The following is a 23,223-nucleotide window of genomic DNA, read 5'->3' on the forward strand; positions in this document are numbered from 1 at the left end:
GCGCGCCCGGGCGAGCCCCGCTCCTGCGGCGCGTCCGTCGCGCCGGGTGCGCCCCGACACCACCGCCGGTGTCACCGGAGCGCTCGGCCGCTGCCTCGCCATCGCCGGGCACGCGGCCTTCGACGGCACCTGGCGCCGGCTGAAGGTCTGCCCTTCCGAGGACTGCCAGTGGGCGTTCCACGATCATTCCAAGAACCGCTCCGGCACCTGGTGCCAGATGGCGGAATGCGGCAACCGGGCCAAGGTCAACGCCTACCGCGCCCGCCGCAGAGCGGGGCGACCCCGCCGCGCGCCCCGGGGGCTCAGCCGGCGTCGAGGCCGAGGTCGGGTCCGAAGGACTCGTAGTGGATACGGGAGGCGGGGACGCCGCGCTCCAGCAGCTGGGTGCGCACCGAGCGCATGAACGGCACCGGCCCGCACAGGTAGGCGCGGACGTCCTCCGGGATCTCGACGCCGGACAGGTCCACCAGTCCGGTGCGCTCGGCCGGCCACCGGCCCTCGGGGTGCTCGTACCAGACGTGGAGGGCGGCGTCGGGCAGCTTGGCGGTCAGCAGCCGCGTCTGCTCGCGGAAGGCGTGGGAGGACTCGGTGCGGTCGCCGTGCACCACGGTGGTGCGGCGCGGGGAGCCGGTGGCGGCCAGATGGGCCAGCATGCTGACCATCGGGGTGCAGCCGATGCCCGCCGAGGCGAGCAGGAGCGGGCCGTCGCCGTCGTCCAGCGCCACGTCGCCGAAGGGCGCGCCGACGGTGAGCACATCGCCCTCGCGGACGTTCTCGTGCAGCCAGTTGGAGACCTCGCCGGCCGGGTCGCCGCCGACGCGCTTGACCGATATCCAGCGGTCGTCACCGTCGGGGGCGCAGGAGAGGCTGTACTGGCGGATCTGCCGCGCCCCGTCGGGCAGGGCGACCTGGACGGAGACGTACTGCCCCGGCCGGAAGGGCGGCACGGGGCCGTCGTCGGCCGGCCGGAGCATGAAGGTCGCCACCTCGGCGGTCTCCTCCATGCGGCCGACCACCTTCCAGGGCCGCCACACGTCCCCGTCACCGACGCCGCTCGCGGCGTACAGCCGCGCCTCCACGGCGATCAGGGCCCCGGCCATCAGCCAGTACACCTCGTCCCACGCCTCGGCCACCTCGGGGGTGACCGCCTCGCCCAGGACCTCGGCGATGGCGTCGAACAGATGGCGGTGGACGATCGTGTACTGGTCGGCGGTGATGCCCAGGGCCGCGTGCTTGTGGGCGATGCGGGCCAGCATCGCGTCGGGGCGCCGGCCGGGGTGCTCCAGCAGCATGGTGGCGAAGACGGCGATGGAGCCGGCCAGTGCGCGGCTCTGGGTGCCGTTGGCCTGGTTGCCCCGGTTGAAAAGGTCGCGCAGCAGCTCGGGGTGGGCGGCGAACATCCCGCGGTAGAAGACCGGGGTGATGTCGCCGATGGCGGCTCCGATGGCCGGCAGGGTGGCGCGTACGACGGCGGTGGACTTCTCGGACAGCATCACTGTCTCCTTAATTCGCATTCGAGATGCGAGTTTCAGGGCGCGCGGAACCACTCCACGGCACCTCGTTCGGTTCGCGGCCGGGTCGGATACGGGTCGGGCCGGGCGGCTACGTGGGGGACGGCGGGCCGGCGAGCAGGCGGAGCACCACGGGCCCCGACGCCCCTCCCACCAGGTCCCGCACCGTCAGCGGGTCGAGCGTCGCGTAAAAGGCCTCCTGGGCCTCGTACAGTGCGGACCGCAGGCGGCACGCGCCGCGCAGCGGGCACGGCGCGGACGGATCCTCGCAGCCCACCACGTCACCGGCACCCTCCAGTCGCCGGACGAGCCGGCCCACGGAGGCCTCCCGGCCGGCGGCGGTCAGCTCCAGTCCGCCGCCCCTGCCCCGCCGGGCCTCCAGCACCCCCATGTGCTGGAGACGGCTCACCACCTTGGACACGTGCGTGTAAGGCGCGGCCACCGACTCGGCGACCTCCCGGGAGGTGGGGACCTCGCCCTCGTCCATCACCGCCAGGCGCATCACCACGCGCAGGGCCAGATCGGTGAACTTCGTCAGCCGCATGCCATGAAGATATCAATGCGCATCAGTGATGCGAATTTGGGGGTCGTGTGAAGGTCCGGTCCGGGCCACACGGAGCCGTACGGGCGCCGGACCGTCCCAGGGCCGCGGCAGCGGTCCGCCCAGGCCAGGTGTGATGGACCCCAGCACCCGGGCGTGGCGCGCGCCGGTGCAGGCCGGGACGGTGCCGGGCAGACCGAGGGCCGTGAGGAAGCCCAGCAGCGCGAAGGCATACGCCTCCTTGGCGCCGGAGGGCAGACCGAGCCCGTCGGACACGCGAACCGGGATCCCGTCCAGGGCGCGGGCGAGCCGGGCCAGCAGTGCGGGGTTGCGGGTGCCGCCGCCCGAGGCGATCACCTCGGTGCCGCCGGCCGCCCGTACGGCGTCGGCGACGGTGCGGGCCGTCAGCTCGGTGAGGGTGGCCAGCACGTCCTCGGCCGGAAGATGCCCGAAGCCGGCCAGGACGGTGCGCAGATAGGCCGCGTTGAACAGCTCCCGGCCGGTGGTCTTCGGCGCGGGCCGGGCGTAGTACGGCTCGGCCAGCAGTCCGTCCAGCAGTGGCCGGCAGACGGCGCCCGCGGCGGCCAGCGCGCCGTCCGTGTCGTGGTCGGCGCGCCCCCCGGTCAGCTCCCGCACGGCCGTGTCGAGCAGCACGTTGGCGGGCCCGGTGTCGTACGCCAGCGGGCCTCGCGCCCCATGCGCCACCGTGATGTTGGCGATGCCGCCCAGGTTGAGGGCGACGGGCGTCCCCGGCCGACCGCGCAGCCACATCACGTCCAGGGCGCTCACCAGCGGCGCGCCCTGCCCTCCGGCGGCCACGTCTCGCGGGCGCAGGTCGGAGACGACCGTGCGGCCGGTGCGCTCGGCGATCCAGGCGGGCCGGCCGAGCTGGAGGGTGCCGCGCACCCGGCCGTCCTCCGTCCAGTGGTAGACGGTCTGCCCGTGGGAGACGACCAACTCCGCTGCCTCAAAGCACAGTTCGCGATCGGCACGGTCGGCCGCCACCGCGAGGGCCTGCCCGAGGAGGGTGTCGAGCCGGCAGACCGCCGCCATGGTGGTGGACGACGGCGGGAGCGCCGCGAGCAGTTCGCGGCGCAGACCGCCGGGGAAGGCGCATTCGAGGTCGCCCAGCGGGGTCAGGACGACCTCGTCGCCCTCGATCTCCAGGTCGGCCGCCGCCGCGTCGATCGCGTCGCAGGACGTCCCCGACATCAGCCCGATCACCCTCATGCCCGTGCCCTCCGTATCCTCGTGCCGTCCTCGCCGGTGCGCGCCGTCCGCACCGCACGCGCCGTCCGTGCCCGGTCAGTCCCGCAGCGCGCGCCGGTGGTCGTCGCCGCGCAGCGCGAGCAGCGCCGGCAGGCCCACCGCGCAGACGGCCACCACGTACAGCGCGGGGATGTCGGCGTTGCCGGTGCGCTTGATCAGCTCGGTGATGATGAGTCCGGCCGAGCCGGAGAACACCGCGTTGGACAGCGAGTACGCCAGCCCCAGCCCCGTGTAGCGGACGGTGGTGGGGAACATCTCGGCGAGCATCGCCGGACCGGGCCCGGCCAGCAGCCCCACCGCCGCGCCGGCGGCGAACACCGCCGCCGCCCTGGCCGCCGGGGAGGCGTCCGGGTCCTGGAGGAGGTCGAGCAGGGGGAAGGCGAGGGCGATCAGCGCGACGGTGCCCGCGACCATCACGGCCCGCCGTCCGATCCGGTCACTGAGCGCCCCGGCGGGGAGGATGGCCAGCGCGAAGCCCGCGTTGGCCACGACCGTGGCCAGCAGCGCCTGCTGGAAGGAGGCCCCCAGGGTGCTCTGGAGGTAGGAGGGCATCACGACGAGGAAGGTGTATCCGGCCGCGGACCAGCCCATCAGGCGGCCGACCCCCAGCCCGATGGCCCGCCGGGTCGCGGTGGCGGACGGCGGGGAGGCCACGGCGGGGGCGGACTTCGCGCCGGACGCCCGGCGGAAGGAGGGCGTCTCCTCCAGCCGCAGCCGCAGCCACAGCGCGGCCAGCCCCATCGGCACGGCCAGCAGGAACGGCAGCCGCCAGCCCCACTCGTGGAGGGCCGCCTCGTCCAGCACCGTGGCCAGCAGGGCGGCCAGGCCGGCGCCGGCGAGCAGGCCGAGCGCCACCGTGAACGACTGCCAGGCCCCGTACAGCCCGCGCCGGCCGGGCGGCGCGAACTCCGTCATCACCGACACCGCACCGCCGAACTCCCCACCCGCCGACAGCCCCTGGAGGACGCGGGCGAGGGTGAGCAGCCACGGCGCGGCCGCGCCCACGGTGGCGTACGTCGGCAGCAGGCCGATGGCCGCCGTGGCTGCGGTCATCAGCGAGACCACCAGGATCAGGGTGGGGCGGCGGCCGATCCGGTCGCCGATCCGGCCGAACAGGGCCGCGCCCACCGGGCGGAAGAAGAAGGCCAGCGCGAAGGAGGCGTAGGTCTTCACCAGGGCCTCGACGTCGCTCGCGCCCTCGGGGGTGAAGAACCGCGCGGCGATGATCGTCGCGAAGTACCCGTAGACCCCGAACTCGTACCACTCGATGAAGTTGCCGACCGATCCCGCCACCAGCGCGCGCCGTGACGCGGGCGGCGCGCCTTTCCCGTTTCCGGCCTCGCCGTCCCTGGCCTCCGCGGTCGCCGTCATCGTCCCGTCCTCCCGGTCCGTCGGTGCGCGCCCTGCCGGGCCCCGCCGTGGGTGTCACGGCCAGTCATGCCCCGCCGGCGGAGAGGAGATGTCCGGAACCCGGACCGTATTGTCGGGAGCACGTCACATCGAGCGTGTCACGACGCCCCGGCGCGTCGGCCGGGCGGGTGGTGGCGGTGCGCCGGTCGGAGCCCGGCCGCCGCGTCGCGGAGGGATCCGCCGGGCGCCCGACGCCATCCTTGCCGCTGACCCACCCAGCGGACGACCGGCGGAAGGGACACATGTCATGAGCGTGTGCGAGGTGTGCGGCAACGACTACGAGATGGCCTTCGAGGTGCACGCGGCGGGCGCCGTCCACGTCTTCGACAGCCTGGAGTGCGCGGCGCACCGGATGGCGCCCATCTGCGAGAACTGCCAGTGCCGCATCCTGGGCCACGGCTCGCAGTCGGCGGACGGGCGGTTCTTCTGCTCCGCCCACTGCGCGCGGACGCAGGGGCACGTGGAACTGGTCGACCACGGCTGAGTGGCCCGGCGGCCGGCCCGTACCCCGGCGCGGGGCCGGTATGAGACCGTGACGGCGTGAGACATGACGTCGTGACGACCGTGCCGCGGACCGTGCCGGGAGCGGCTTGCGGAGGTGGCCGGGCATGAGGCTCACCGTGCTGGGCGGCGGCGGGTTCCGGGTGCCGCTGGTGCACCGGGCGCTGCTGGAGGACGCAGGGGACCGGGCCGGCCGTGTCACCGAACTCGTCCTGTACGACACCGACCGCGCCCGGCTGGACGCGATCGGCGCGGTCCTCGCCCACCAGCGCGGGCGGCACACCGGCCCGGCCCCCGCGCTGCGCGCCACCACCGACCTCGACGACGCGCTGCGCGGCGCCGACTTCGTCTTCTCCGCCATCCGGGTCGGAGGGCTGGACGGCCGGGTGCGCGACGAGCGGATCCCGCTGGCCGAGGGGGTGCTGGGGCAGGAGACGGTGGGCGCGGGCGGAGTGCTGTACGGCCTGCGCACCCTGCCGGTGGCCGTGCGCGTCGCCGAGCGGATCGCCGAACTCGCCCCCGGGGCGTGGACCATCAACTTCACCAACCCCGCGGGGATGGTGACCGAGGCGATGGCCGCCGTCCTGCGCGAGCGCGGTCTGGGCGAACGCGTCATCGGCATCTGCGACTCGCCCGTCGGGCTGTGCCGCCGCGCCGCGCGCGCCCTGGGCGCCGACCCGGACCACGCCGGCTACGACTACGTGGGCCTGAACCACCTGGGCTGGCTGCGCCGCCTCACGGTGGACGGCCGCGACCGGCTGCCCGAGCTGCTGGCCGACCCGGTCGCGCTCGCCTCCTTCGAGGAGGGCAGGCTGTTCGGCGCCGACTGGCTGCGGACGCTGGGCGCGCTGCCCAACGAGTACCTGCACCACTACTACTTCAACCGCGAGGCGGTGGCCGCCGTCCGCGGGGCCCGGCAGACGCGCGGCGAGTTCCTGCGCGGCCAGCAGTCCCGCTTCTACGAGCCGGCGCGGCCGGACGACCCCGCGCAGGCGTACGGCGAGTGGGAGCGCACCCGCCGTGAGCGCGAGGAGACCTATCTGGCCGAGAGCCGCGAGGCCTCCGGCGGCTGGGAGCGCGACAGCTGCGACCTGGAGGGCGGGGGCTACGACCGGGTGGCGCTGGCCCTGATGCGGGCGATCGCCCGGGACGAGCGCACCACGCTGATCCTGAACGTCCCCGGCCGCGGCGCCGTCCCCGCGCTGGACGGCGACGCGGTGGTCGAGGTGCCGTGCCTGGTCGACGCCTCCGGCGCGCACCCGCTGGCGGCCGGTGCCGTGGCGGCCGACCAGCTCGGGCTGATGCTCACGCTCAAGGCCGTGGAGCGGGCCGCGATCGAGGCGGCGCGCACCGGGTCGCGCCGGGCGGCGCTGCGGGCGCTGGCGCTGCACCCGCTGGTGGACTCGGTGGGGGTCGCCGGGCGGATCCTGGACGCGGCGGGCGGGTTCAGCTGACCGGACCGGCCGAAGGACGCGGGGATGCCCGGCCGGGGCGGGGGTACCCGGCGCCGGGTCCGATGCCGTACGACCCCGAAAGTGAGATCCGGTGAGCGAGTACGAGCGTTCCCGAACCATGCCCGCCCTGCCCGAGCTGGTCTTCGACCAGATCAGCGACCTGGGGCGGCTGGACCGCTGGCTTCCGTCGGACCTCCACGCCCATGTGGAGGACCCCCCGGCCGTGACCGTGCACGAGGACCGCACCGGGCACGACGTCCGGGCCCTGTTCCGCACCCGGCCCGAGCAGCTGCGGGCGGAGTGGGGCACCCGCGACGAGGGCACGTACGCCGGCTGGCTGCAGGTGGCGGGCATCGGCAGCGGGGCCAGCGAGGTGACCGTGCACCTGTCCTTCTTCGACGAGAGCCACGCGCCCTCCCGGGAGGAGATCGACACCTCCCTCGACCGGAGCCTGGAGAGGCTGGCCGAGGAGGTGCGGATGCGCACCGAGGACGCGGGCTGACCCGGGGCCCGGCACGGGCCCGGGGGAAGCGGGCCGCCCCCCGCGGGGCGTCACGCGTTCGGGGGCGCCTTCCACCGGAGCGCACGGGTAGACCTTCCCCATGGCCCCAACCCAACAGGATCTGTACACCGCCCAGGCCCGCTCCCTGCACGGCACCGGCCGGGTGGACGTCTCCGGGAGGGCCGGCCTCCCGGTCGGCGCCCCCAGCGAGCTGGGCGGCAGCGGGCACGGGTACGACCCCGAGCAGCTGTACGCGGCCGCGCTGGCCACCTGCCTGCACCAGGCGCTGGTCATCGCGGCCACCGAGACCGGTGTGGATCCCTCCGGCAGCGAGGTGACCGCCCGCGTCCGGCTCAACGACAGCGGCGCCCAGCACTACCGCTTCGACGCCACCGCCGACGTCTCGCTGCCCACCGCCGAGGGGGACCGGCGCAGTCGTGTCATCGAGCAGGCCCTGCGCATCTGCCCGCTCGGCGACCGGCTGGACCCGCCGCCGGCCTGACGGGCCGGGCCCCGGGCCGCTTCTCCCGCACCGCGCCGCCCCTCACCTCAGCCGCGGGGCGAGAGGACCGTGACGAAGACCGGGTCGCCGTTGGAGGCGAGCTTCAGGATCGGCACCGCCTTGTCGCGCACGTCACCGTTCTCCTCGAACGTCAGCGTGCCGCTCGCCCCCTTGATCCGATCGCCGTCCTCTATGAGCTGGAACATCCTGCCGACCGCCCGGCCGGTGACGCGCGTCCCCCTGCTCGCCATCTGCGCGCCACGGGCCGCGGTCAGCACCGCGTCGTGCGCCATCATCGCCTGGCCGTCGATGTGCCGCTCCCTGCCGAACCACTGCTCCAGCACGCCGCCCTTCCGGAAGGCCGCCTGCACCGCTCCGGGGGCGCCGTCCGGTTCGTCCTTCCACATCTCCGGGTGGGCCAGCCCGGTGTAGTAGACCTGCACCCCGCTGTCGGCGGCCTTTCTGACCTGCTCGTCGGTGAGGTTGGTGGTGTCGTCGCCGGTCATCACGATGAAGTCCCAGTCGGTGCAGAACCGCTCGGCCAGCGCGTCGAGGAAGTGGGTGAGATGCCGCCCCCTCCCGGCGAAGTAGACGGCTTCGGGCTCGTGGTAGCACAGCTGGTTCGACAGGATCTGCAGTTCGTTCCTCCAGCTGTCGCCCAGGGAGGAGTCGAACTGCTTGCGCTCGGCCATCAGTTCGTACTCCCCGCCTCCCCGGGGGAACTCCTCGGTGAAGGCGTCGCCCAGGGTGTCGGCGTACAGGTTTCCCTCCGCCACGTCCTGGACCACCATGGCCTTGCGGATCTTCTTCTGTCTGAGGTACCGGGCCGCCGCCCTGGCCTCGTCGACGTTGGTGGGGGCGACGCGGACGAAGCCCTCCATCCCGCCGATGCCGGTGGCGGTCATCGTGCTGGCCACCGTCGCCAGGCCCGCGTCGGACAGCCTCCTGAGGGCGGTCAGGTTGCGGTCCGTGCTCGGCCCCAGGCCGGTGACCGCCACCAGCGGCTCGCCGCCGTCCCTGAGCCCGATCAGCCCGTCGACGGTGTGCCGCCAGTGCGCGGAGCCGCTGCCGGTGTTGGCGATCAGCAGCCTGATCTTCGGGGTGAAGCGCTCGTTGTGCCGCTGCTGCGCCAGATGGGCGCCCTGGAGCTCGTGCCGCACCGACTCCTCGGGGTTGCTGTCGTTCTCGTCGACCGTGACGGAGGTCATGTACGCCACGGTGACGTACTTCCCGTCCCCCGCGGTGACGTCCCGGTTCGCCTTCTCGATCCTCCCGCTCACCGCGGCCAGGTGCTCGGCGAAGACGTACGAGCCGTCGGTGGTCCCGACGCACTCCGCCCTCGGCTCCTCCATCCTCGTCACGCCCTGCGCGCACAGGTCGTCGCGGTGGACGTACCAGTCGTGGACGAACAGCGACACCCCGGCCAGGACGGCCAGCACCACGGCGGCGGTGACGGAGCGTTTGACGGTAAGCAGGGAGATCCGGCGTCCGGCCACGCCCATCACCCCTCGTCCGCGAGCGTCAGCGGATGGCGCCAGTGCCGGTAGCGCTCGGCCTCGTCGTACAGGGCCACGATCTCACTCCCCCTCAGTTCGGACAGCCGGTCGTACTTGGCCGCTATCACGCTGTTCAGCCGCAGCCCGGGGTCGCCGAGCGGGTCGCTCCACAGCCAGCGCGCGCAGACCAGCCCCCGGATCACCGAGACGTCGGTGATCGAACGGGTGGGCGCCTCGGGGGCGAGCTCTCCCAGCAGTTCCAGCGGCGAGCGGTCGGCGGGCAGCCGGTTGGGCGCGCAAGTGACCGCGTTGAACAGCCGGACCCAGCGTGCGGCGCCCAACTCGCGGAAGCGGACCGCCATCTGTTCCACCACGTCCTCGACGCGGTGCGCCGCCAGCCGGTGGTACATCGTCTCCTCGGGCCGGCCCTCCGCCTCGAAGTGGTCCGCCATCAGCTCGTGGACGGTGTCCCACTCGCCGGGGTCGGCTGCCAGCCGCCACAGCAGCAGCCTGCGCAGCCACGGGTGCAGGCGCGGCTGCGCGTGCCCGGGTTCCAGCAGCCAGCGCGAGCGCACCTCGTTGAACAGCGACTCGCCGGCGCCGCCCGGGCTCACCGCACCGAGGACCCTGCTGCCCATGGACAGGTCTCGGGCAGCCGCGCACCGCACCAGCGCTTCGCGCTGGGCCTGCGGGAAGTCCTCCAGAAGGTGGTCCAGCGCCGCGTCGGCCAGGGTGTCGTGCGGCGCCCGGCGCATCCTCCGGCCGGGCAGGGAGCGCAGCCACAGGTCGAACTCGCCGCTGCCCCGGCGGGGCGTGTTGGTCAGGTCCAGGACGTCCATCACCTGCCGTACCGCCACCGGCAGGCCGCGCGTCAGCCGGTACACGAAGGGGGCGAGGCCGGAGTGGCGGGGCGAGGCCAGCTCGATGCCGGTGCGCACCTCGTCGAGCGTCAGGTCGCGCAGCCGCAGGGGGTACCACCAGGAGTCGTCGCTGTCGTGGGCCGGACGGCGCTCGCGCCAGTCGGCGAGACCGGCCCGGTCCGGGCCGCGCAGCCGCCAGGGCCACTGGTCCCCGGCGGACGAACCCCAGTTCTCCAGCCAGCGGTTGGAGCTGCCCACCACCGTCAGGGGGTCGCAGACGGCGCCGGTCAGGGCGGCGTCGCGGCGGGCGCCGGTGAGCAGTTCCAGGAACAGCCGCCCCTGGTCGGTGTGGCAGTTGTCCAGCAGCAGCAGATAGGAGCCGGGGGCGAACCAGCGGGTGGTGTCGTGGCGGAGGTCGTCGAGGAAGGCGGCGAACAGGACGCGGTCGAGGATCCTCTTCTCCTGCTCGCTGCCGCTGTGCCGCCACACGTTGAGCTCCAGCAGGGCGTCCCAGGGGTCCCGGGAAGGCACCAGCGGGTGGTCGCCGAACCACTGCGGGGCGCCGGCGAAGATCCTCCCCGGCAGTCTGCGACCACCGCGCGCGGCGGCGTCCCGCAGGAGGGCCGCGACCACCGCGGGGGCGCCGTTGGGCGCGCCCAGCGCGCTGCCGGCGACCTCCAGGAAGGCGGAGAGGTAGTCGCCGTGCCGGTCCTCGGCCTGCCGCCGGAACTCCTCGAGCTGCCGCTGGACGGCGCGCCGGCCCTGCGAGCGGTCGGGCATCCGCAGCTCGCGGTCCGAGGCGAGCAGCCCGAGGGTGAGCCGGGGGAAGCGCGAGACACGGTACTGCGGCAGCCTGCGCTCCAGCTGTCGGGCGATCAGGGCGAGGGCGTAGCGGGGCAGCAGTGCCTGGTCCGCGGCGAAGTTGAGGTAGGCGAAGGGGTGTTCCGGGCCGAAGCGGCCCATGACGGCGCCGTGCGCCTCGCTGGCCCCGCTTCCCCGCGGGCCGACCAGCATCGTCACCGGCCGCTCCGTACCGGGCGGCTGTTCCAGGCACTCGGCGACGAGGGCCAGGATGCCGTTGCGCCCCCGCATGCCCGTTCCCGCGCGGGAATCCTCCATCCGACCGGCCCTCCCCCGTGACAACCAACGTCGGCACACAGGAGGATGCCACCTTCGGTGCACGGGCGACAACGAAAAGCGACCACCCGCCGCGGGAAGTGCGGGAGATGCGGGAGGTGCGGCGCCCGCCGGCTTCCACGGCGGGCACCGGGGCACCGGTCCGCCCGGGCCGGTGCCCCGGGCGGACCGGTGCTCCCGGCTGTGTCAGTCCTCCCAGGTGTAGAAGCCGCGGCCGGTCTTGCGGCCCAGCTCGCCGCGGGCGACCTTCTCCCGCAGCAGCTTCGGCGGCGCGAAGCGCTCGCCCAGGGTGCCGTGGAGGTACTCGGCGATGGCCAGGCGCACGTCGAGGCCGACGAGGTCGGTCAGCCGCAGCGGCCCCATCGGGTGCTTGTAGCCCAGGCTCATGGCGGCGTCGATGGCCTCGGGCTCGGCGACGCCCTCCTCGACCATCCGGATCGCCTCCAGACCGAGGGCCACGCCCAGCCGGCTGCTGGCGAAGCCGGGCGAGTCCCTGACGACGACGTCCTTCTTGCCCAGCGCCCGGACCCATTCCAGGGCCGCCCGCACGGTGCCGTCCGCGGTCCGCCCGGCCACGACCAGCTCCACCAGGGCGGAGGCGGGCACGGGGTTGAAGAAGTGCATGCCCAGGAACCGCTCGGGGCGGGCCAGCGCGGCGCCCAGTTCGGTGACCGACAGGGAACTGGTGTTGGTGGCCAGCACCGTCGACTCGCCGACGGCCTTCTCCGCGGCGGCGAGCAGCCGGGCCTTGAGGGCGGGGTCCTCGGGAACGGCCTCGACGACCAGATCGGCGCCGGCGGGCAGGTCCTCCACGGCGGTGACGGTGGTGACGCGGGCCAGGACCCGCTCGGCGGGCTCCTCCAGCCTGCCGCGCTCGGCGGCCCGGCGCAGACCGGTGGCGACGCGCTCCAGGGCCGCCGCGGCGGCCTCCTCGCCGCTCTCCACGACGACCACGGCCGAGCCGGCCGTCGCGAAGGACTGCGCGATACCCGCGCCCATCCGCCCACCGCCCACCACGCCGACGGTTCCCGGTGCCGCTGCCATGAGCTCTCCTCGTGTCTGTCGCGTCCGCTGCCGTGCCCACCGTGTCCGTCGTTTCCGACGCGCCCCGGTGCCCGTCCGCGCGCACTCGTGCCGCCGCGAGCGCCGGGGCGTGTGCCCGGGGGCAGGGCGACCGTACCGGTGGACGTCCCGTCCCTTGACAGGCGGTCCGGGTGTCGGTTTACCTGGCATCGCCGCAAAGCTAACCGAATGGTCGGTCGGCCTCAAGGGCTGCGGAGCGGGCCCGCGATACCGCACGGCGGCCCCGAAGGCCCATGACGGTCCACGACTGGAGTGGTGGAGGCGCATGACGCAGCTCACGGAGGCCGGACAGGGCCCCGCCCAGCGGATGTTCGCCGCCGACCGGGCCTCCCGGGGCCTGGGCATGGAGCTGCTCCGGGCCGGCGACGGTGCGGCGGCGGTGCGGATGCCGGTGACCGCGCGCATGGTGAACGGCCACGGCGTCGCCCACGGCGGCTTTCTGTTCACGCTCGCCGACACCGCGTTCGCCTGCGCCTGCAACAGCCGCGGCCCGGTGACCGTGGCGGCCGGCGCGGACGTCGTCTTCACCGCTCCCGCCCACGAGGGCGACGTGCTGCTGGCCGTCGCCGAGGAGCGCGCCCGCTTCGGCCGCAGCGGTGTCTACGACGTCACCGTCCGGCGGGAGGCGGACGGCCGGGTGATCGCCGAGTTCCGCGGACGCAGCCGCACCGTCGGCGAGCGCGGCGCGGGCGGAAGCGGTGCCCCGGCGGGTATGGAGGCGTCATGAGCGACGGCACGGCCCCTCCCCCGCACCCGGCCCTCGTCCCGGCCCCGAGGCTCGGCCGGGCCCCCGCCCTCGCCTCGCTGGACGCGGCCGAGCGGATGGACCGCGAGGAGCTGCGCGCCCTCCAGCTCGACCGGCTCCGCTCCACCCTGCGGCACGCGTACGACAACGTGGAGCACTACCGGCGCGCCTTCGGGGCGGCGGGCGTCACACCGGAGGACTGCCGCTCCCTGGCGGACCTCGCCCGCTTCCCGTTCACCACCAAGGCCGATCTGCGCGACACCTACCCCTACGGCATGTTCGCCGTCCCGATGTCGCGGGTGCGCAGGCTGCACGCCTCCAGCGGAACCACCGGGCGCCCCACCGTGGTCGGTTACACCGAGGAAGACCTCGATGTGTGGGCGGACGTCGTCGCCCGCTCCATCAGGGCCGCCGGCGGCCGTCCCGGGCACAGGGTGCACGTCGCCTACGGCTACGGGCTGTTCACCGGCGGGCTCGGCGCGCACTACGGGGCCGAGCGGGCGGGCTGCACCGTCATCCCGGCCTCCGGCGGCATGACGGCCCGCCAGGTGCGGCTGATCCTGGACCTCCGGCCCGAGATCATCATGGTGACGCCCTCCTACATGCTCGCCCTCCTCGACGAGTTCGAGCGGCAGGGCGTCGATCCGCGCGACTCCTCCCTGGAGGTCGGGATCTTCGGCGCCGAGCCGTGGACGGAGGGGATGCGCCGCGAGATCGAGGAGCGCGCCGGGCTGCACGCGGTGGACATCTACGGGCTGTCGGAGGTGATGGGACCCGGCGTCGCGCAGGAGTGCGTGGAGACCAAGGACGGGCTGCACATCTGGGAGGACCACTTCTACCCGGAGGTCGTGGACCCGCTCACCGGCGAGGTGCTCCCCGACGGCGAGGAGGGCGAACTGGTGTTCACCTCACTGACCAAGCAGGCCCTGCCGGTCGTCCGCTACCGCACCCGTGACCTGACGCGGCTGCTGCCGGGCACCGCGCGCCCCGCCTTCCGCCGCATGGAGAAGGTCACCGGCCGCTGCGACGACATGATCATCCTGCGCGGGGTAAACGTCTTCCCCACCCAGATCGAGGAGATCCTGCTACGGGTCCCCGGCGTCGCCCCGCACTTCCAGATACGGCTCACCCGCCGGGGCCGGATGGACCACATGACCGTACGTGTCGAGGCCCGGCCGGGCGCCGGGCCCGAGCGGCGCGCGGCCGCGGCGGCGGCCATCGCCCAGGGCGTCAAGGACGGTGTCGGCATCACCGTCGGCGTCGACGTCGTCGATCCGGAGACCCTGGAGCGGTCGGTGGGCAAGATCCGCCGCGTCGTCGACGCCCGCGAGGACTGATCCGGCAGGCCCCGGGCCGAGGCCCGGGGCCTGCCGGGCGGGCACCCGGTCGGCCGCCTCCCGACTGCGGCAAGCGGTGCGGACTGCGATGATCGCAGTCCGCACCGAGGGGGACGCAAGGGATGGATGGGACACCGTGCAGACGTTCCTGCCGCTCGCCGGCTTCGCCGGGACCGCCCGGGTGCTCGACGCACGGCGGCTGGGGAAGCAGCGGGTGGAGGCCCTGCAGGTGCTGCGTGCCCTGACCGTGCCCGGCTACGGCTGGGCCCGGCACCCGGCCGTGCGCATGTGGACGGGGTACGAGGAGGCGCTGGTCCGCTACGGCATGGAGATCTGCCGCCACTGGCGGCTGGCGGGACGCGCCGACACCTGCGAGGCCACCATGCTGACGGATCTGCGGCACGCGACCGGCATCGCCGTCCCCCGCTCCCAGGAGGAACTGGAGGCGGCCGGCGAGCTGCCGCCCTGGCTGGGCGATCCCTCCTTCCACCGCAGCCACCGCTCCTCCCTGGTGCGCAAGGACCCCGACCACTACGCGCCCCTGTTCCCCGGCGTGCCGGACGATCTGCCGTACGTGTGGCCCGCCTCGGACCGCGGCCCCTCCGCCGAGGAGCCGGGGTGAGGTCCCGGCCCCGGGGGTACGGGGGAGGGATGGATGCGATCGGGGCCCGTGCGGGCCGGTGCGCACGGGGCGCGGTGGGACGGGTTTGCGCCCCTCGCCTCCTCCGCGAGAATCTTGGCAGAGAGCAACCGTCCATCCGCGCCGACCGTCGAAGGGGGGGACCGGGCGGAGCACCCCGGGTGCCGTGCCCCCGTTCTTCCGTGAGCAACCCTCCTCGCTTTCCAGACGTCTCCGGGGGCTCCCGCGCCCTGGCCGGGCAGACGGTCGAATCGGCGCCGGCTCCGGTGGTCGCGGTGGACCGGCAGGGGCGGGTGTCGCTGGTGAACGCCGCGGCGCGTGCCCTGCTGCCCGGCCTCACCCCCGGGGTCGTGCTGGACACAGGAGTGGCGCCGGGCTGGCTTGTCTCCGCCGCGCGGGACGAACACGCCGGGCACGAAGGGCCGGACACCGAGGCGGCCGAGCCGGCCGGAACGGCCGAGGCGGCCACGGCGGCGCACGGATCCCTTGGGGGGCGCGTCTTCACCGCGCACGCCGCCCCCCTGCCGGACGGGCACACCGCCTGGTGGCTGACCGACATCACCGGCCGGGAGGACGTCGAGCGGTCGCTGCGCTCGGAACGGGAGAGCACCGCCTTCCTGGCCCGGGCCTCCGCCCGGCTCCAGTCCTCGCTCAACCCGCGCAGGTGCGTGGTGACGACCGCCCGGCTGGCGGCCGGCCACCTCGCCGACGCCGCCGTCGTGGTCCGCCTGTCGCGGGACCGCCGCCCGGAGGTGACCCGGGCGGTCTCCGACGGGCGGCTGGAGGAGGAGACCCTGTCCGCCTCCCCGGAGGAGATGCCGGGGCTGGCCGAGGCCCTGGAGGGCTTCCCCCCGGTGTCCTTCCGGTCGGTCGATCCCGGCCTGGTCCCCGCGTGGCTGCTGCCCGAGGGGTTCGGCCGCCCGGCCCCGCCGGTGGTCGTCCCGCTGCCGGGCAGCGGCGAGATCGCCGGGGCGATGGTGCTGCTGCGCCGTGCCGGCGGCGAGGACGCCGATCCGGAGGACGACACCGTGACCCGGATCTTCGCCGCCCGCGCCGGTGCGGCGATCTCGTCCGCCGCGCTCTACGCGGAGCAGGTCGCCACCGTCGCCGTGCTCCAGCGCGAGCTGCTGCCGCCCGCGCTGCCGCACCCGGAGGGCGTGGAACTGGCCGGGGCCTACCGGCCCGCCCAGAGCGCCCAGAGCGTCGGCGGCGACTTCTACGACGTACACCCGGCCGACGGGCCCGGCCAGGAGACCGACGTCGTGCTCGGCGACGTGGCCGGCAAGGGCCCGGAGGCGGCCGTCCTGACGGGGAAGGTCCGCAACACGCTCGCGGCGCTTCGGCTGGTCGAGTCCGACCACGTACGGCTGCTGGACCTGCTCAACAGCACGCTGCTGAGCGGCCCCCAGGACCGGTTCGTCACCCTGGTGCTCGCCTCCTTCGGCGGCCCCGAACCCGGCACCGGCCGGGTCGCCCTGCGGCTGACCTCGGCCGGGCATCCGCCGCCGCTGATCCTGCGGCACGACGGGAGGGTGGAGGCCGCCCGCACCTCGGGCACGCTGATCGGCGTGCTGCCGGAGGCGACCGCGGCCACCTGCTCCACCACCCTGCTGCCCGGGGAGACCTGCCTGCTGTACTCCGACGGAGTCACCGAGGCCAGGGGCGGGCCCTACGGCGAGATGTTCGGGGAGGAGCGCCTGGCCGACGCGCTGGGCTCCTGCGCGGGCCTGCATGCCCAGGCCGTCGTCGAGCGCGTCGGGATGCTCACCTCCGAGTGGCTGGCGGGCCGGGAGCACGACGACATCGCGCTGGTAGCCGTCACCGCGGCCCACCGCACCCCGCTGAGCGCGGTGGGCAGGAACGTCAGTTCGGGAGACAACCGATGAGCCGGAGGACGAAACCCCTGAGGAACCGCATGGAGAGCTTCTGGACGGCGCTGGAGAGCGCGGACGAGCGCTCCGCCGTCGCCCAGGTCACCGAGGCGCTGGACCGGGGCTTCGCGCCCGAGGACGTCCTGCTGGAGGTCATCGCGCCCGCGCAGCGGCGGGTCGGCGTGCGCTGGGCGGAGAACCGGCTCACCGTCGCGCAGGAGCACGCGGCCACCGCCGTCAGCGACCGCGCCGTCACCGCGGTCGCCGCCCACCCGGCGGCACGGGTCCCCGCCCGGCTCGGCCGGATCACCGTGGCCTGCGCCGACAGCGAGTGGCACACGCTGCCCGCCCGGCTGGTCGCCGAGGTGCTGCGACTGCGCGGCTGGCACGTGGACTTCCTCGGGGCCCATGTGTCCGCCCGGCAGCTGGTGTCCCATCTGCACTCCACCGGCCCGGACGCGGTGGCCCTGTCGTGCTCCCTGCCCGTACGGCTGCCCGTCGCCCACGCGGCCGTCACCGCCTGCCGGGCCGCCGGCGTGCCCGTGCTGGCGGGAGGCGCCGGGTTCGGCCCGGACGGCCGCTACGCCCGCCTGCTGGGCGCCGACGCCTGGGCCGGCAGCGCCCGCGGCGCGGCCGAGCGCCTCGCGGCGGGCATCGCGCCCCCGTCCGAGCTGCCCCCGGCCGCCGAGGAGGCGCTGCCGCATCTGGCCGACCGCGAGCACGCCCTGGTCGACGAGACCCGCGGGCGGCTCGTCGACGAGGTCATGGCGGTGCTGTCCGAACGGTTCCCGCGGATGGAGGAGTGCACCGGACGACAGCGGGAGTACACCGTGGAGGACCTCCACCGTGTCGTGGAGTATCTGGCGGCCGCGCTCTACGTCGACGATCCGGGGCTGTTCGAGGGCTTCACCGCGTGGACGGGCCGGATCATGACCGCCCGGAACCTGCCCGTCGACGCCCTGTCCGCGGTGCTGGAGGCCATGGCCGACGCCTTCCGCGAGCTGCCACGCGCCTCGGCGTACATCGCCCGGGCACAGGGCGCGCTCGACCGCGAACTCCGCTCCCCGCCCTCGTGATCCGCCCCGCGGGCGCGGAGCCGGCCAGGCCCTGGTCGGACCGGCCCAGGTCGGGACGGGGTGCGGTCAGCCCGCTACCAGCAGCGCCTGGGGCGCCGCCGCCTTCAGCCGGGTGTTCAGCCAGGACAGCTGGCGTCCCGTCTCGCCCTCGCACCTGTGGGCGAGTTCCAGCAGTTCGCGGTCGCGCGCCCCCTGGGCCGCCTGGGCGACGACCGTCCAGGTCGTCTGGACGAGAGTGCCCAGCACGTACAGGTCCTGGAGGTCGCGCAGCAGTCCGACGGGCCCCTCGCGGACCCCGGCGAGCCCCTCGGCGTGCAGCCGCTCGGGCTCCTCGACGTCCTCGCCGGCGGCCTGCTCTCCGTAGCGGCGGGCGACGGGCTCCAGGCGGCGGACGTGCTCCTCGCTCATCTTCGCCAGGGTGTCGCAGACGTGGTACACGTCGGCCTCCGCGGCGTGCCCCTCCCCCACGGTGCGCAGGGCCTCGGCGAGGGTCTGCTCGCTGCGGTGGAGCAGACCGACGTAGACGGCCAGACGGGGCATCAGGACCTCCCTGGGGCGGCGGCCTCGGCGATGTGGCCGGGGGTCTCGGGGGCGGTGGCGGGGTCGCCCGGGTAGTCGGGGGTGGGGGCGGGCTCGGCGGCGGTGTCCGCCTCCGGCCCGCCCCGTGTGGGCGGTACGGGGCCGCCGGCCGGCTCGGAGGCGGTGGTGGTGGGCGCGGGAGCGGGGCCGTCGCCGTCGGCGACCTTGGTCACCCGGCAGGCGGCCGTCTTGAAGTACGGCTGCTTTGGACACCGGATCCCAGATGGTCATGGTCAGTTCGTTGGCCTGTCGGGGCGCACCGTCGGGCGACACCTCCTCCGGGTCCCAGCGGCCGTAGTGGAAGGGCGCGAACACCGTGCCCTCCCGCACATGCCCGATCCGGGCGCGTACCTCGATCGCCCCGCGCGGCGACTCCACCCGCGCCCGGTCGCCCTCGGCGATCCCCAGCCGCCGCGCGTCGGGTGCGGACAGCTCCGCCCAGGCGTCGGGCGCGGCCCGGTTCAGCTCGCGGGAGCGGCCGGTCTTGGTGCGGGTGTGGAAGTGGTAGACGGTGCGCCCGGTGGTGTACAGCAGCGGGTACTCCTCGCCGGGTTCCTCGTGGGGCGGCACATAGGCCGCGCCCTTGAGGAAGGCGCGGCCCGCCGGGGCCTTGGCCCGGTACTCGACGGGGGTCACCGTGCCGCCGGTGAGCAGGTCGTGACCGTAGGTCTCGCAGTACTCGGGGTCGGTGTTGAACACGCCGTCCGCGTACAGCCGGTCGGTGCCGTCGGGGTGCTCCTCGGTGCAGGGCCAGGGGATGCCGGTGGGGCCGCGCAGCCTGTCGTAGGACAGGCCACTGTAGTCGCAGGGACGGCCGCGGCTGCACTCGCGCCAGGCGTCGAACGCCTCCTCGGGGGTGCGCCACTTGACCAGCGGGGCGCCGTCGGAGTCGCGGAAGTCCATGGCGTCGGCGTACATCAGGAAGATGTCCAGGTCGCTCCTGGCCTCGCCGGGAGGTTCGACGGCCTTCTCCGACAGGTGCACGGTGCGGTTGACGTTGGTGTAGCAGCCGGTCTTCTCGCCCCAGCCGGCCGCGGGCAGCACCACGTCGGCCAGTTCGGCGGTCTCGGTGAGGAAGAGGTCCTGGACGACCGCGAAGCACTTCTCGCCGCCGAGGATCCTCCGGACGCGGGACGACTCGGGCATGGAGACCACCGGGTTGGTGGCCGAGATCCACAGCAGTCCGACGGAGCCCTGCTCGGCGTAGCGGAAGATCTGCATGGCGTGGGTGGGCGGGGCCCAGTGCGGAATCGTCAGTTCGTCGACGTTCCACAGCTTCGCCAGCTCGCGGACGTGCGCGGGGTTGCTCCAGTTCCGGAAGCCGGGCAGGTCTCCGTCGGCGCCGCACTCGCGGGTGTTCTGGGCGGTGGGCTGGCCGTTCATCTGGAGGACGCCGGCGCCCGGGCGGCCGATCATGCCGCGCAGCAGATGCAGGTTGTGCACGGCCACGGCGGCGGCGGTGGCCTGGTGCGACTGGTAGAAGCCCTGCAGCACGGTGGACAGCACCCGTTCGCTCTCCCCGAAGATCCGTGCCGCGCGCCGTACGTCCTCGGCGTCCACGCCGCAGATCCGGGCGGTCTCCTCGGGCGTGTAGGGCTCCACCGTCCCGCGCAGCTCCTCCACGCCCAGGGTGTGGCGCCCCACCCACTCCTCGTCCACCCGGCCGCCTGCGAAGAGTTCTCGGGCCAGGCCGTTCATCAGGGCCATGTTGGTGCCGACCCGGGGCGCGAGGTGGACGCCGCCGGTGCGCTCCGCCTCCTCGGCGACCTTGGTGCGGCGCGGGTCCACGCACACCACCTTCGGCGGGTCGTCGGCGCGGGTGCGGTCCAGCACGCGCGCCCACAGCACCGTCTGGGTCTCGGGCATGTTGTGGCCGAAGAGGAAGAGCGCGTCGCAGTGCTCGATGTCGGTGTAGGAGCCGGGCTGCCCGTCGGTGCCGAAGGACTCCTTGAAGGCGGCGGCGCTGGTGGCCGTGCACAGCCGGGTGTTGCCGTCCATGTGGGGGGTGCCCAGGCCGGCCTTCCCGATCACGGCCAGGGTGTAGTACTCCTCCAGGAAGAGCTGGCCGGAGGTGTAGAAGCCGTGGGAGAGCGGGCCCTTCTCCGCCAGCAGCCGCCGGGAGACCTCCGCGATCCGGCCCATCGCGGTCTCCCAGTCGGTCTCGACCAGGCGGCCGTTCTCGCGCACCAGGGGCCGGGTGAGCCGGTCGGCGCTGTTGGCCCAGGACCAGCTCCCGTACAGCCCCTTGGGGCCCAGCCGCCCGTGGTTGACCACGTCGGTCGCCACCCCGCGCACCCCGACCATGCGCCCGTCCTTGACGGCGATCTCGCAGCCGCAGCCGTTGCTGCACAGCACACAGGCGGAGCGCACCCAGCGCTCGACGTCCTCCTCAGCCACCCCCTTCTCCAGATGGCGGTCGACCCGGGCGGGCCACACCGTTCCCCTGGCGTGCGGGGTGCGGGGTCCCCAGATGTCGGCGATCCGGTCCATGCGCTTCCTCTCCCTGCCTGTTCCCGGCCGTGCGTGCCGTGCCACGCGGTACCCCGGGCGGCGGCGGAAATGCGCGCCGGAGGGCGTCTTCCCTCCGGCGCGCGGGCGGTCGGCGTACCGCCGGGGGGCCGGTCCTCCCGGGGTCTTCGGACTCCCGGGCAGCGGTTCTCAGGGCAGCGGCGGCCGGTCGGTTCCGTGGGGCGCCCGTGTGAAGACCTCCTCCGCGTCCAGCGCCTCGGCACCCGGGGCCGACCTGGAGGGGTCCGCCGGGCTGTACGCCGGTTCACCGCGCGACGGCGGCGGGGTGCGGTCTCCGGGGGCTCCCTCCCCGTACCGCGGCAGCCGCAGGGCCAGCAGGGCGACGTCGTCGCCGCGGGGGTCCAGGCGCTCCAGCAGCTCGTCGCAGAACTCCTCCAGACCGTGGCGGGCCAGGGCGGAGGCGTGGCGGCACAGCAGCTCCATGCCGGTGTCGATCGGCCTGGTGCGGCTCTCCACCAGGCCGTCGGTGTAGAACACCACCGTCGCCTCCGGCGGCAGGTCCTCGTATGCGTCGGGCCAGTGCAGCCCCAGGTTCAGGGTCGCGCTCATACCCAGCAGGGGGCCGTGGCCGGCATCCAGGAAGCGGGTACCGCCGCCGGGCTCGACCAGCAATGGCGGGGGGTGCCCGGCGTTGACCCAGTGCAGCCTCCAGGGTCCGCCCTCGCGGCCCTCGATCCGGGCGAAGACCACGGTGGCCATGGGGGCGTCGCTGGTGTTGGTCATCGCCTCGTCCAGACGGCGCATGATCAGGCTGGGGTGCTCCCTGCGGTCCCAGGCCAGGGCGCGCAGCATGTTGCGGACCTCGGCCATGTGGGCGGCTGCCTGGAGGTCGTGGCCCACCACGTCCCCGATGACCATCGTGGTGACGCCGTCCTCCAGCAGGAAGGCGTCGTACCAGTCCCCGCCGATCTCGGCCGCCACCTGGGCGGGCCGGTAGCGGGCGGCCATCCGCAGATGGTCCACCTGGGGCAGCGGGGTCAGCAGCTGGCGCTGCATGGTCTCGGCGACGTGCCTCTGCTGGTCGAAGAGGCTGGCGTTGTCCATGGCCAGTCCGGCCCTGCGGCCGATGTCCGCGAGCATCGTCATCTCGTCCTCGGTGTACGGGGGCGAGTCACCGGTGCGCGCCGCGGTGAAGGCGCCGAAGACCCGGCGGCGGCTGTGCAGCGGCACCACCACCGCGCTGTGCCCGCCGAGCCGGTCGAACAGCCGTCGGTGGGCCGCCGTGAGGGGGGTGTCGGGTTGGCGCGCGAGGTCCGCGGCGTCCAGTGAGACCGTCCCCGCGCCGCGCAGGGCGCGCACCAGATCCGCGCCCGCGGACTCCGCCAGCGGCGGCAGGAGCCCCTCCAGTTCCCCGGCCGCCTCCGGGTCCGCGGCGCTGTGCACGGCGATGCGCCGGATCTCGTCCGGCTGCCCGGTGAACACGTCCACCGCCGTCCAGTCGGCCAGGTCCGGCACCAGCATCCGGCCCAGTTTCCGGAGCACCCGGGGGATGTCCAGGCTGGAGATGAGGACGGAGGAGACCTCCGACACCACGGTCAGCCGGGTGGTCAGGGCCTCCAGCGCCTGAAGGTAGGCGGCCGTCTGCCGCTCGGCGGCGCTGCGCACGCTGAAGTCGTGGAAGGCGAGGACCAGGCCGTGCGGCTCCCCCGGCAGCTCCAGCGGGGCGGCCGACCAGATGACCGGGAGGGTGGTGCCGTCGCCCCGCAGCAGGTACACGTCACCCCCCTCGCGGGGGCGGCCGTCGGCGAGGACCTGGAGCATCCGGCAGTCCTCCCGGGGGATCCGCCGCCCGTCCGCGTCGCGGTGCAGCAGGTCGTGCATGTCGTGGCCCAGCATCCGCGCCGCGGGCCGCGCCACCATCCGCTCGGCCCGGGGATTGGCGGCGATCAGGCGGCCGGTGGCGTCCGTGGCGTAGACGCCCGCGCCCAGGCCGTCGAAGACCGCGCGCAGGACACCGGGCTCCCCTGTCCGGTCGGCCCCGCTCATCGCCCCGCCGTCCCTGGTGGTCCCACTGCCCCTCACCGCCTCCTCGCACGGCCGGCCGCCGCGTCCCGTCCTGCCCTTACCGGCGTCGCGCTCCCGCGTACGCCCGGTCCGCGGCACTGCCGGTTACCCGGTTCCCGCCTCCCCAGACATTCCGTGGCATTCCGCACCCCTGGCGGACGGATGTGATCCGCCCG

The 23,223-nt window shown here is 74.5% G+C and carries 19 protein-coding genes and 1 pseudogene; 10 read left to right on the plus strand and 10 right to left on the minus strand.

Annotated features, from left to right (window positions below; translation table 11 throughout):
* The first annotated feature begins 46 nt into the window (after positions 1 to 46).
* On the plus strand, positions 47 to 403 hold the full coding sequence (locus IQ279_RS07460) for a CGNR zinc finger domain-containing protein (RefSeq protein ID WP_206347549.1): 357 nt from the start codon (positions 47 to 49) through the stop codon (positions 401 to 403).
* On the opposite strand, the gene IQ279_RS07465 is transcribed toward IQ279_RS07460, so the two are convergent.
* The 4 genes from IQ279_RS07465 to IQ279_RS07480 all read right to left on the minus strand — a co-directional run bounded on the left by IQ279_RS07465 (position 303) and on the right by IQ279_RS07480 (position 4,692).
* The gene (locus tag IQ279_RS07465) at positions 303 to 1,493 is read right to left on the minus strand and encodes a globin domain-containing protein (RefSeq protein WP_206347550.1); all 1,191 of its coding nucleotides are present in this window, start codon (positions 1,491 to 1,493) and stop codon (positions 303 to 305) included. The two genes, IQ279_RS07460 and IQ279_RS07465, sit on opposite strands and share 101 nt — an antisense overlap.
* Positions 1,494 to 1,602: 109 nt before the next feature.
* Positions 1,603 to 2,055, minus strand: a complete 453-nt coding sequence (locus IQ279_RS07470; protein ID WP_206347551.1) for an RrF2 family transcriptional regulator — start codon at positions 2,053 to 2,055, stop codon at positions 1,603 to 1,605.
* A gap of 12 nt (positions 2,056 to 2,067) precedes the next feature.
* A complete protein-coding gene (locus IQ279_RS07475; RefSeq protein WP_206347552.1) occupies positions 2,068 to 3,282 on the minus strand; it encodes an anhydro-N-acetylmuramic acid kinase in 1,215 nt (404 codons plus the stop codon).
* Between the two features lie 75 nt (positions 3,283 to 3,357).
* Positions 3,358 to 4,692, minus strand: coding sequence for an MFS transporter (locus IQ279_RS07480; protein WP_206347553.1), 1,335 nt, complete (start codon positions 4,690 to 4,692; stop codon positions 3,358 to 3,360).
* Between the two features lie 286 nt (positions 4,693 to 4,978).
* Between IQ279_RS07480 and IQ279_RS07485 the strand changes: the two genes are divergently transcribed.
* From IQ279_RS07485 to IQ279_RS07500, 4 genes are all read left to right on the plus strand, one after another.
* A complete protein-coding gene (locus IQ279_RS07485; RefSeq protein WP_206347554.1) occupies positions 4,979 to 5,215 on the plus strand; it encodes a metallothionein in 237 nt (78 codons plus the stop codon).
* Between the two features lie 124 nt (positions 5,216 to 5,339).
* Positions 5,340 to 6,686, plus strand: a complete 1,347-nt coding sequence (locus tag IQ279_RS07490) for a 6-phospho-beta-glucosidase (RefSeq protein WP_206347555.1) — start codon at positions 5,340 to 5,342, stop codon at positions 6,684 to 6,686.
* Positions 6,687 to 6,777: 91 nt separating this feature from the next.
* The gene (locus IQ279_RS07495) at positions 6,778 to 7,188 is read left to right on the plus strand and encodes an SRPBCC family protein (protein ID WP_206347556.1); all 411 of its coding nucleotides are present in this window, start codon (positions 6,778 to 6,780) and stop codon (positions 7,186 to 7,188) included.
* Between the two features lie 100 nt (positions 7,189 to 7,288).
* Positions 7,289 to 7,690 (plus strand): OsmC family protein, encoded by a 402-nt coding sequence (locus IQ279_RS07500; RefSeq protein WP_206347557.1) that lies wholly within the window; start codon positions 7,289 to 7,291, stop codon positions 7,688 to 7,690.
* Positions 7,691 to 7,737: 47 nt separating this feature from the next.
* Here IQ279_RS07500 and IQ279_RS07505 read toward each other — a convergent pair whose 3' ends face one another.
* The 3 genes from IQ279_RS07505 to IQ279_RS07515 all read right to left on the minus strand — a co-directional run bounded on the left by IQ279_RS07505 (position 7,738) and on the right by IQ279_RS07515 (position 12,227).
* Positions 7,738 to 9,186: a type 1 periplasmic-binding domain-containing protein gene (locus IQ279_RS07505; protein WP_307792257.1), complete on the minus strand. Its 1,449-nt coding sequence runs from the start codon at positions 9,184 to 9,186 to the stop codon at positions 7,738 to 7,740.
* A gap of 5 nt (positions 9,187 to 9,191) precedes the next feature.
* A complete protein-coding gene (locus IQ279_RS07510; protein ID WP_206347559.1) occupies positions 9,192 to 11,165 on the minus strand; it encodes a hypothetical protein in 1,974 nt (657 codons plus the stop codon).
* A gap of 204 nt (positions 11,166 to 11,369) precedes the next feature.
* The gene (locus IQ279_RS07515; protein ID WP_206347560.1) at positions 11,370 to 12,227 is read right to left on the minus strand and encodes a 3-hydroxyacyl-CoA dehydrogenase family protein; all 858 of its coding nucleotides are present in this window, start codon (positions 12,225 to 12,227) and stop codon (positions 11,370 to 11,372) included.
* A 304-nt stretch (positions 12,228 to 12,531) separates the two neighbouring features.
* Between IQ279_RS07515 and paaI the strand changes: the two genes are divergently transcribed.
* From paaI to IQ279_RS07540, 5 genes are all read left to right on the plus strand, one after another.
* A complete protein-coding gene (paaI, locus tag IQ279_RS07520) occupies positions 12,532 to 12,993 on the plus strand; it encodes a hydroxyphenylacetyl-CoA thioesterase PaaI (RefSeq protein ID WP_206347561.1) in 462 nt (153 codons plus the stop codon).
* Entirely contained in the window at positions 12,990 to 14,348 is a 1,359-nt protein-coding gene (gene paaK / locus IQ279_RS07525; protein WP_206347562.1) for a phenylacetate--CoA ligase PaaK, read from the plus strand. Before paaI ends, paaK begins: the two co-directional genes overlap by 4 nt.
* Before the next feature lie 136 nt (positions 14,349 to 14,484).
* Complete coding sequence (locus IQ279_RS07530; protein ID WP_206347563.1) at positions 14,485 to 14,970, plus strand: MSMEG_6728 family protein; 486 nt, start codon at positions 14,485 to 14,487, stop codon at positions 14,968 to 14,970.
* A gap of 200 nt (positions 14,971 to 15,170) precedes the next feature.
* The gene (locus tag IQ279_RS28470) at positions 15,171 to 16,874 is read left to right on the plus strand and encodes a SpoIIE family protein phosphatase (RefSeq protein WP_307792258.1); all 1,704 of its coding nucleotides are present in this window, start codon (positions 15,171 to 15,173) and stop codon (positions 16,872 to 16,874) included.
* A 29-nt stretch (positions 16,875 to 16,903) separates the two neighbouring features.
* Positions 16,904 to 17,935 carry a cobalamin B12-binding domain-containing protein gene (locus tag IQ279_RS07540; protein ID WP_241027767.1) on the plus strand — a complete coding sequence of 344 codons (1,032 nt, stop codon included), beginning with the start codon at positions 16,904 to 16,906 and terminating at the stop codon, positions 17,933 to 17,935.
* Between the two features lie 66 nt (positions 17,936 to 18,001).
* Here the strand turns inward: IQ279_RS07540 and IQ279_RS07545 are convergent, their stop codons facing one another.
* From IQ279_RS07545 to IQ279_RS07555, 3 genes and pseudogenes are all read right to left on the minus strand, one after another.
* Entirely contained in the window at positions 18,002 to 18,475 is a 474-nt protein-coding gene (locus IQ279_RS07545) for a hypothetical protein (protein WP_206347566.1), read from the minus strand.
* Positions 18,475 to 21,004: pseudogene (locus IQ279_RS07550) on the minus strand (molybdopterin oxidoreductase family protein). Before IQ279_RS07550 ends, IQ279_RS07545 begins: the two are co-directional and overlap by 1 nt.
* Before the next feature lie 168 nt (positions 21,005 to 21,172).
* Positions 21,173 to 23,029: a SpoIIE family protein phosphatase gene (locus tag IQ279_RS07555; RefSeq protein ID WP_206347712.1), complete on the minus strand. Its 1,857-nt coding sequence runs from the start codon at positions 23,027 to 23,029 to the stop codon at positions 21,173 to 21,175.
* Positions 23,030 to 23,223: the final 194 nt, after the last annotated feature.

It is taken from the genome of Streptomyces verrucosisporus (assembly GCF_017114865.1).
GTDB classification, from domain to species: domain Bacteria; phylum Actinomycetota; class Actinomycetes; order Streptomycetales; family Streptomycetaceae; genus Streptomyces; species Streptomyces fenghuangensis.

Excerpts from the sequence above, each read along its gene's own strand:
- IQ279_RS07490 (WP_206347555.1), top strand. The coding sequence starts at position 5,340 with ATGAGGCTCACCGTGCTGGGCGGCGGCGGGTTCCGGGTGCCGCTGGTG.
- IQ279_RS07475 (WP_206347552.1), bottom strand. The coding sequence starts at position 3,282 with ATGAGGGTGATCGGGCTGATGTCGGGGACGTCCTGCGACGCGATCGAC.
- IQ279_RS07465 (WP_206347550.1), bottom strand. The coding sequence starts at position 1,493 with ATGCTGTCCGAGAAGTCCACCGCCGTCGTACGCGCCACCCTGCCGGCC.
- IQ279_RS07500 (WP_206347557.1), top strand. The coding sequence starts at position 7,289 with ATGGCCCCAACCCAACAGGATCTGTACACCGCCCAGGCCCGCTCCCTG.
- IQ279_RS07485 (WP_206347554.1), top strand. The coding sequence starts at position 4,979 with ATGAGCGTGTGCGAGGTGTGCGGCAACGACTACGAGATGGCCTTCGAG.
- IQ279_RS07555 (WP_206347712.1), bottom strand. The coding sequence starts at position 23,029 with ATGAGCGGGGCCGACCGGACAGGGGAGCCCGGTGTCCTGCGCGCGGTC.
- IQ279_RS07545 (WP_206347566.1), bottom strand. The coding sequence starts at position 18,475 with ATGCCCCGTCTGGCCGTCTACGTCGGTCTGCTCCACCGCAGCGAGCAG.
- IQ279_RS07470 (WP_206347551.1), bottom strand. The coding sequence starts at position 2,055 with ATGCGGCTGACGAAGTTCACCGATCTGGCCCTGCGCGTGGTGATGCGC.
- paaI (WP_206347561.1), top strand. The coding sequence starts at position 12,532 with ATGACGCAGCTCACGGAGGCCGGACAGGGCCCCGCCCAGCGGATGTTC.
- IQ279_RS07480 (WP_206347553.1), bottom strand. The coding sequence starts at position 4,692 with ATGACGGCGACCGCGGAGGCCAGGGACGGCGAGGCCGGAAACGGGAAA.
- IQ279_RS07540 (WP_241027767.1), top strand. The coding sequence starts at position 16,904 with ATGGAGAGCTTCTGGACGGCGCTGGAGAGCGCGGACGAGCGCTCCGCC.
- IQ279_RS07510 (WP_206347559.1), bottom strand. The coding sequence starts at position 11,165 with ATGGAGGATTCCCGCGCGGGAACGGGCATGCGGGGGCGCAACGGCATC.
- paaK (WP_206347562.1), top strand. The coding sequence starts at position 12,990 with ATGAGCGACGGCACGGCCCCTCCCCCGCACCCGGCCCTCGTCCCGGCC.
- IQ279_RS07515 (WP_206347560.1), bottom strand. The coding sequence starts at position 12,227 with ATGGCAGCGGCACCGGGAACCGTCGGCGTGGTGGGCGGTGGGCGGATG.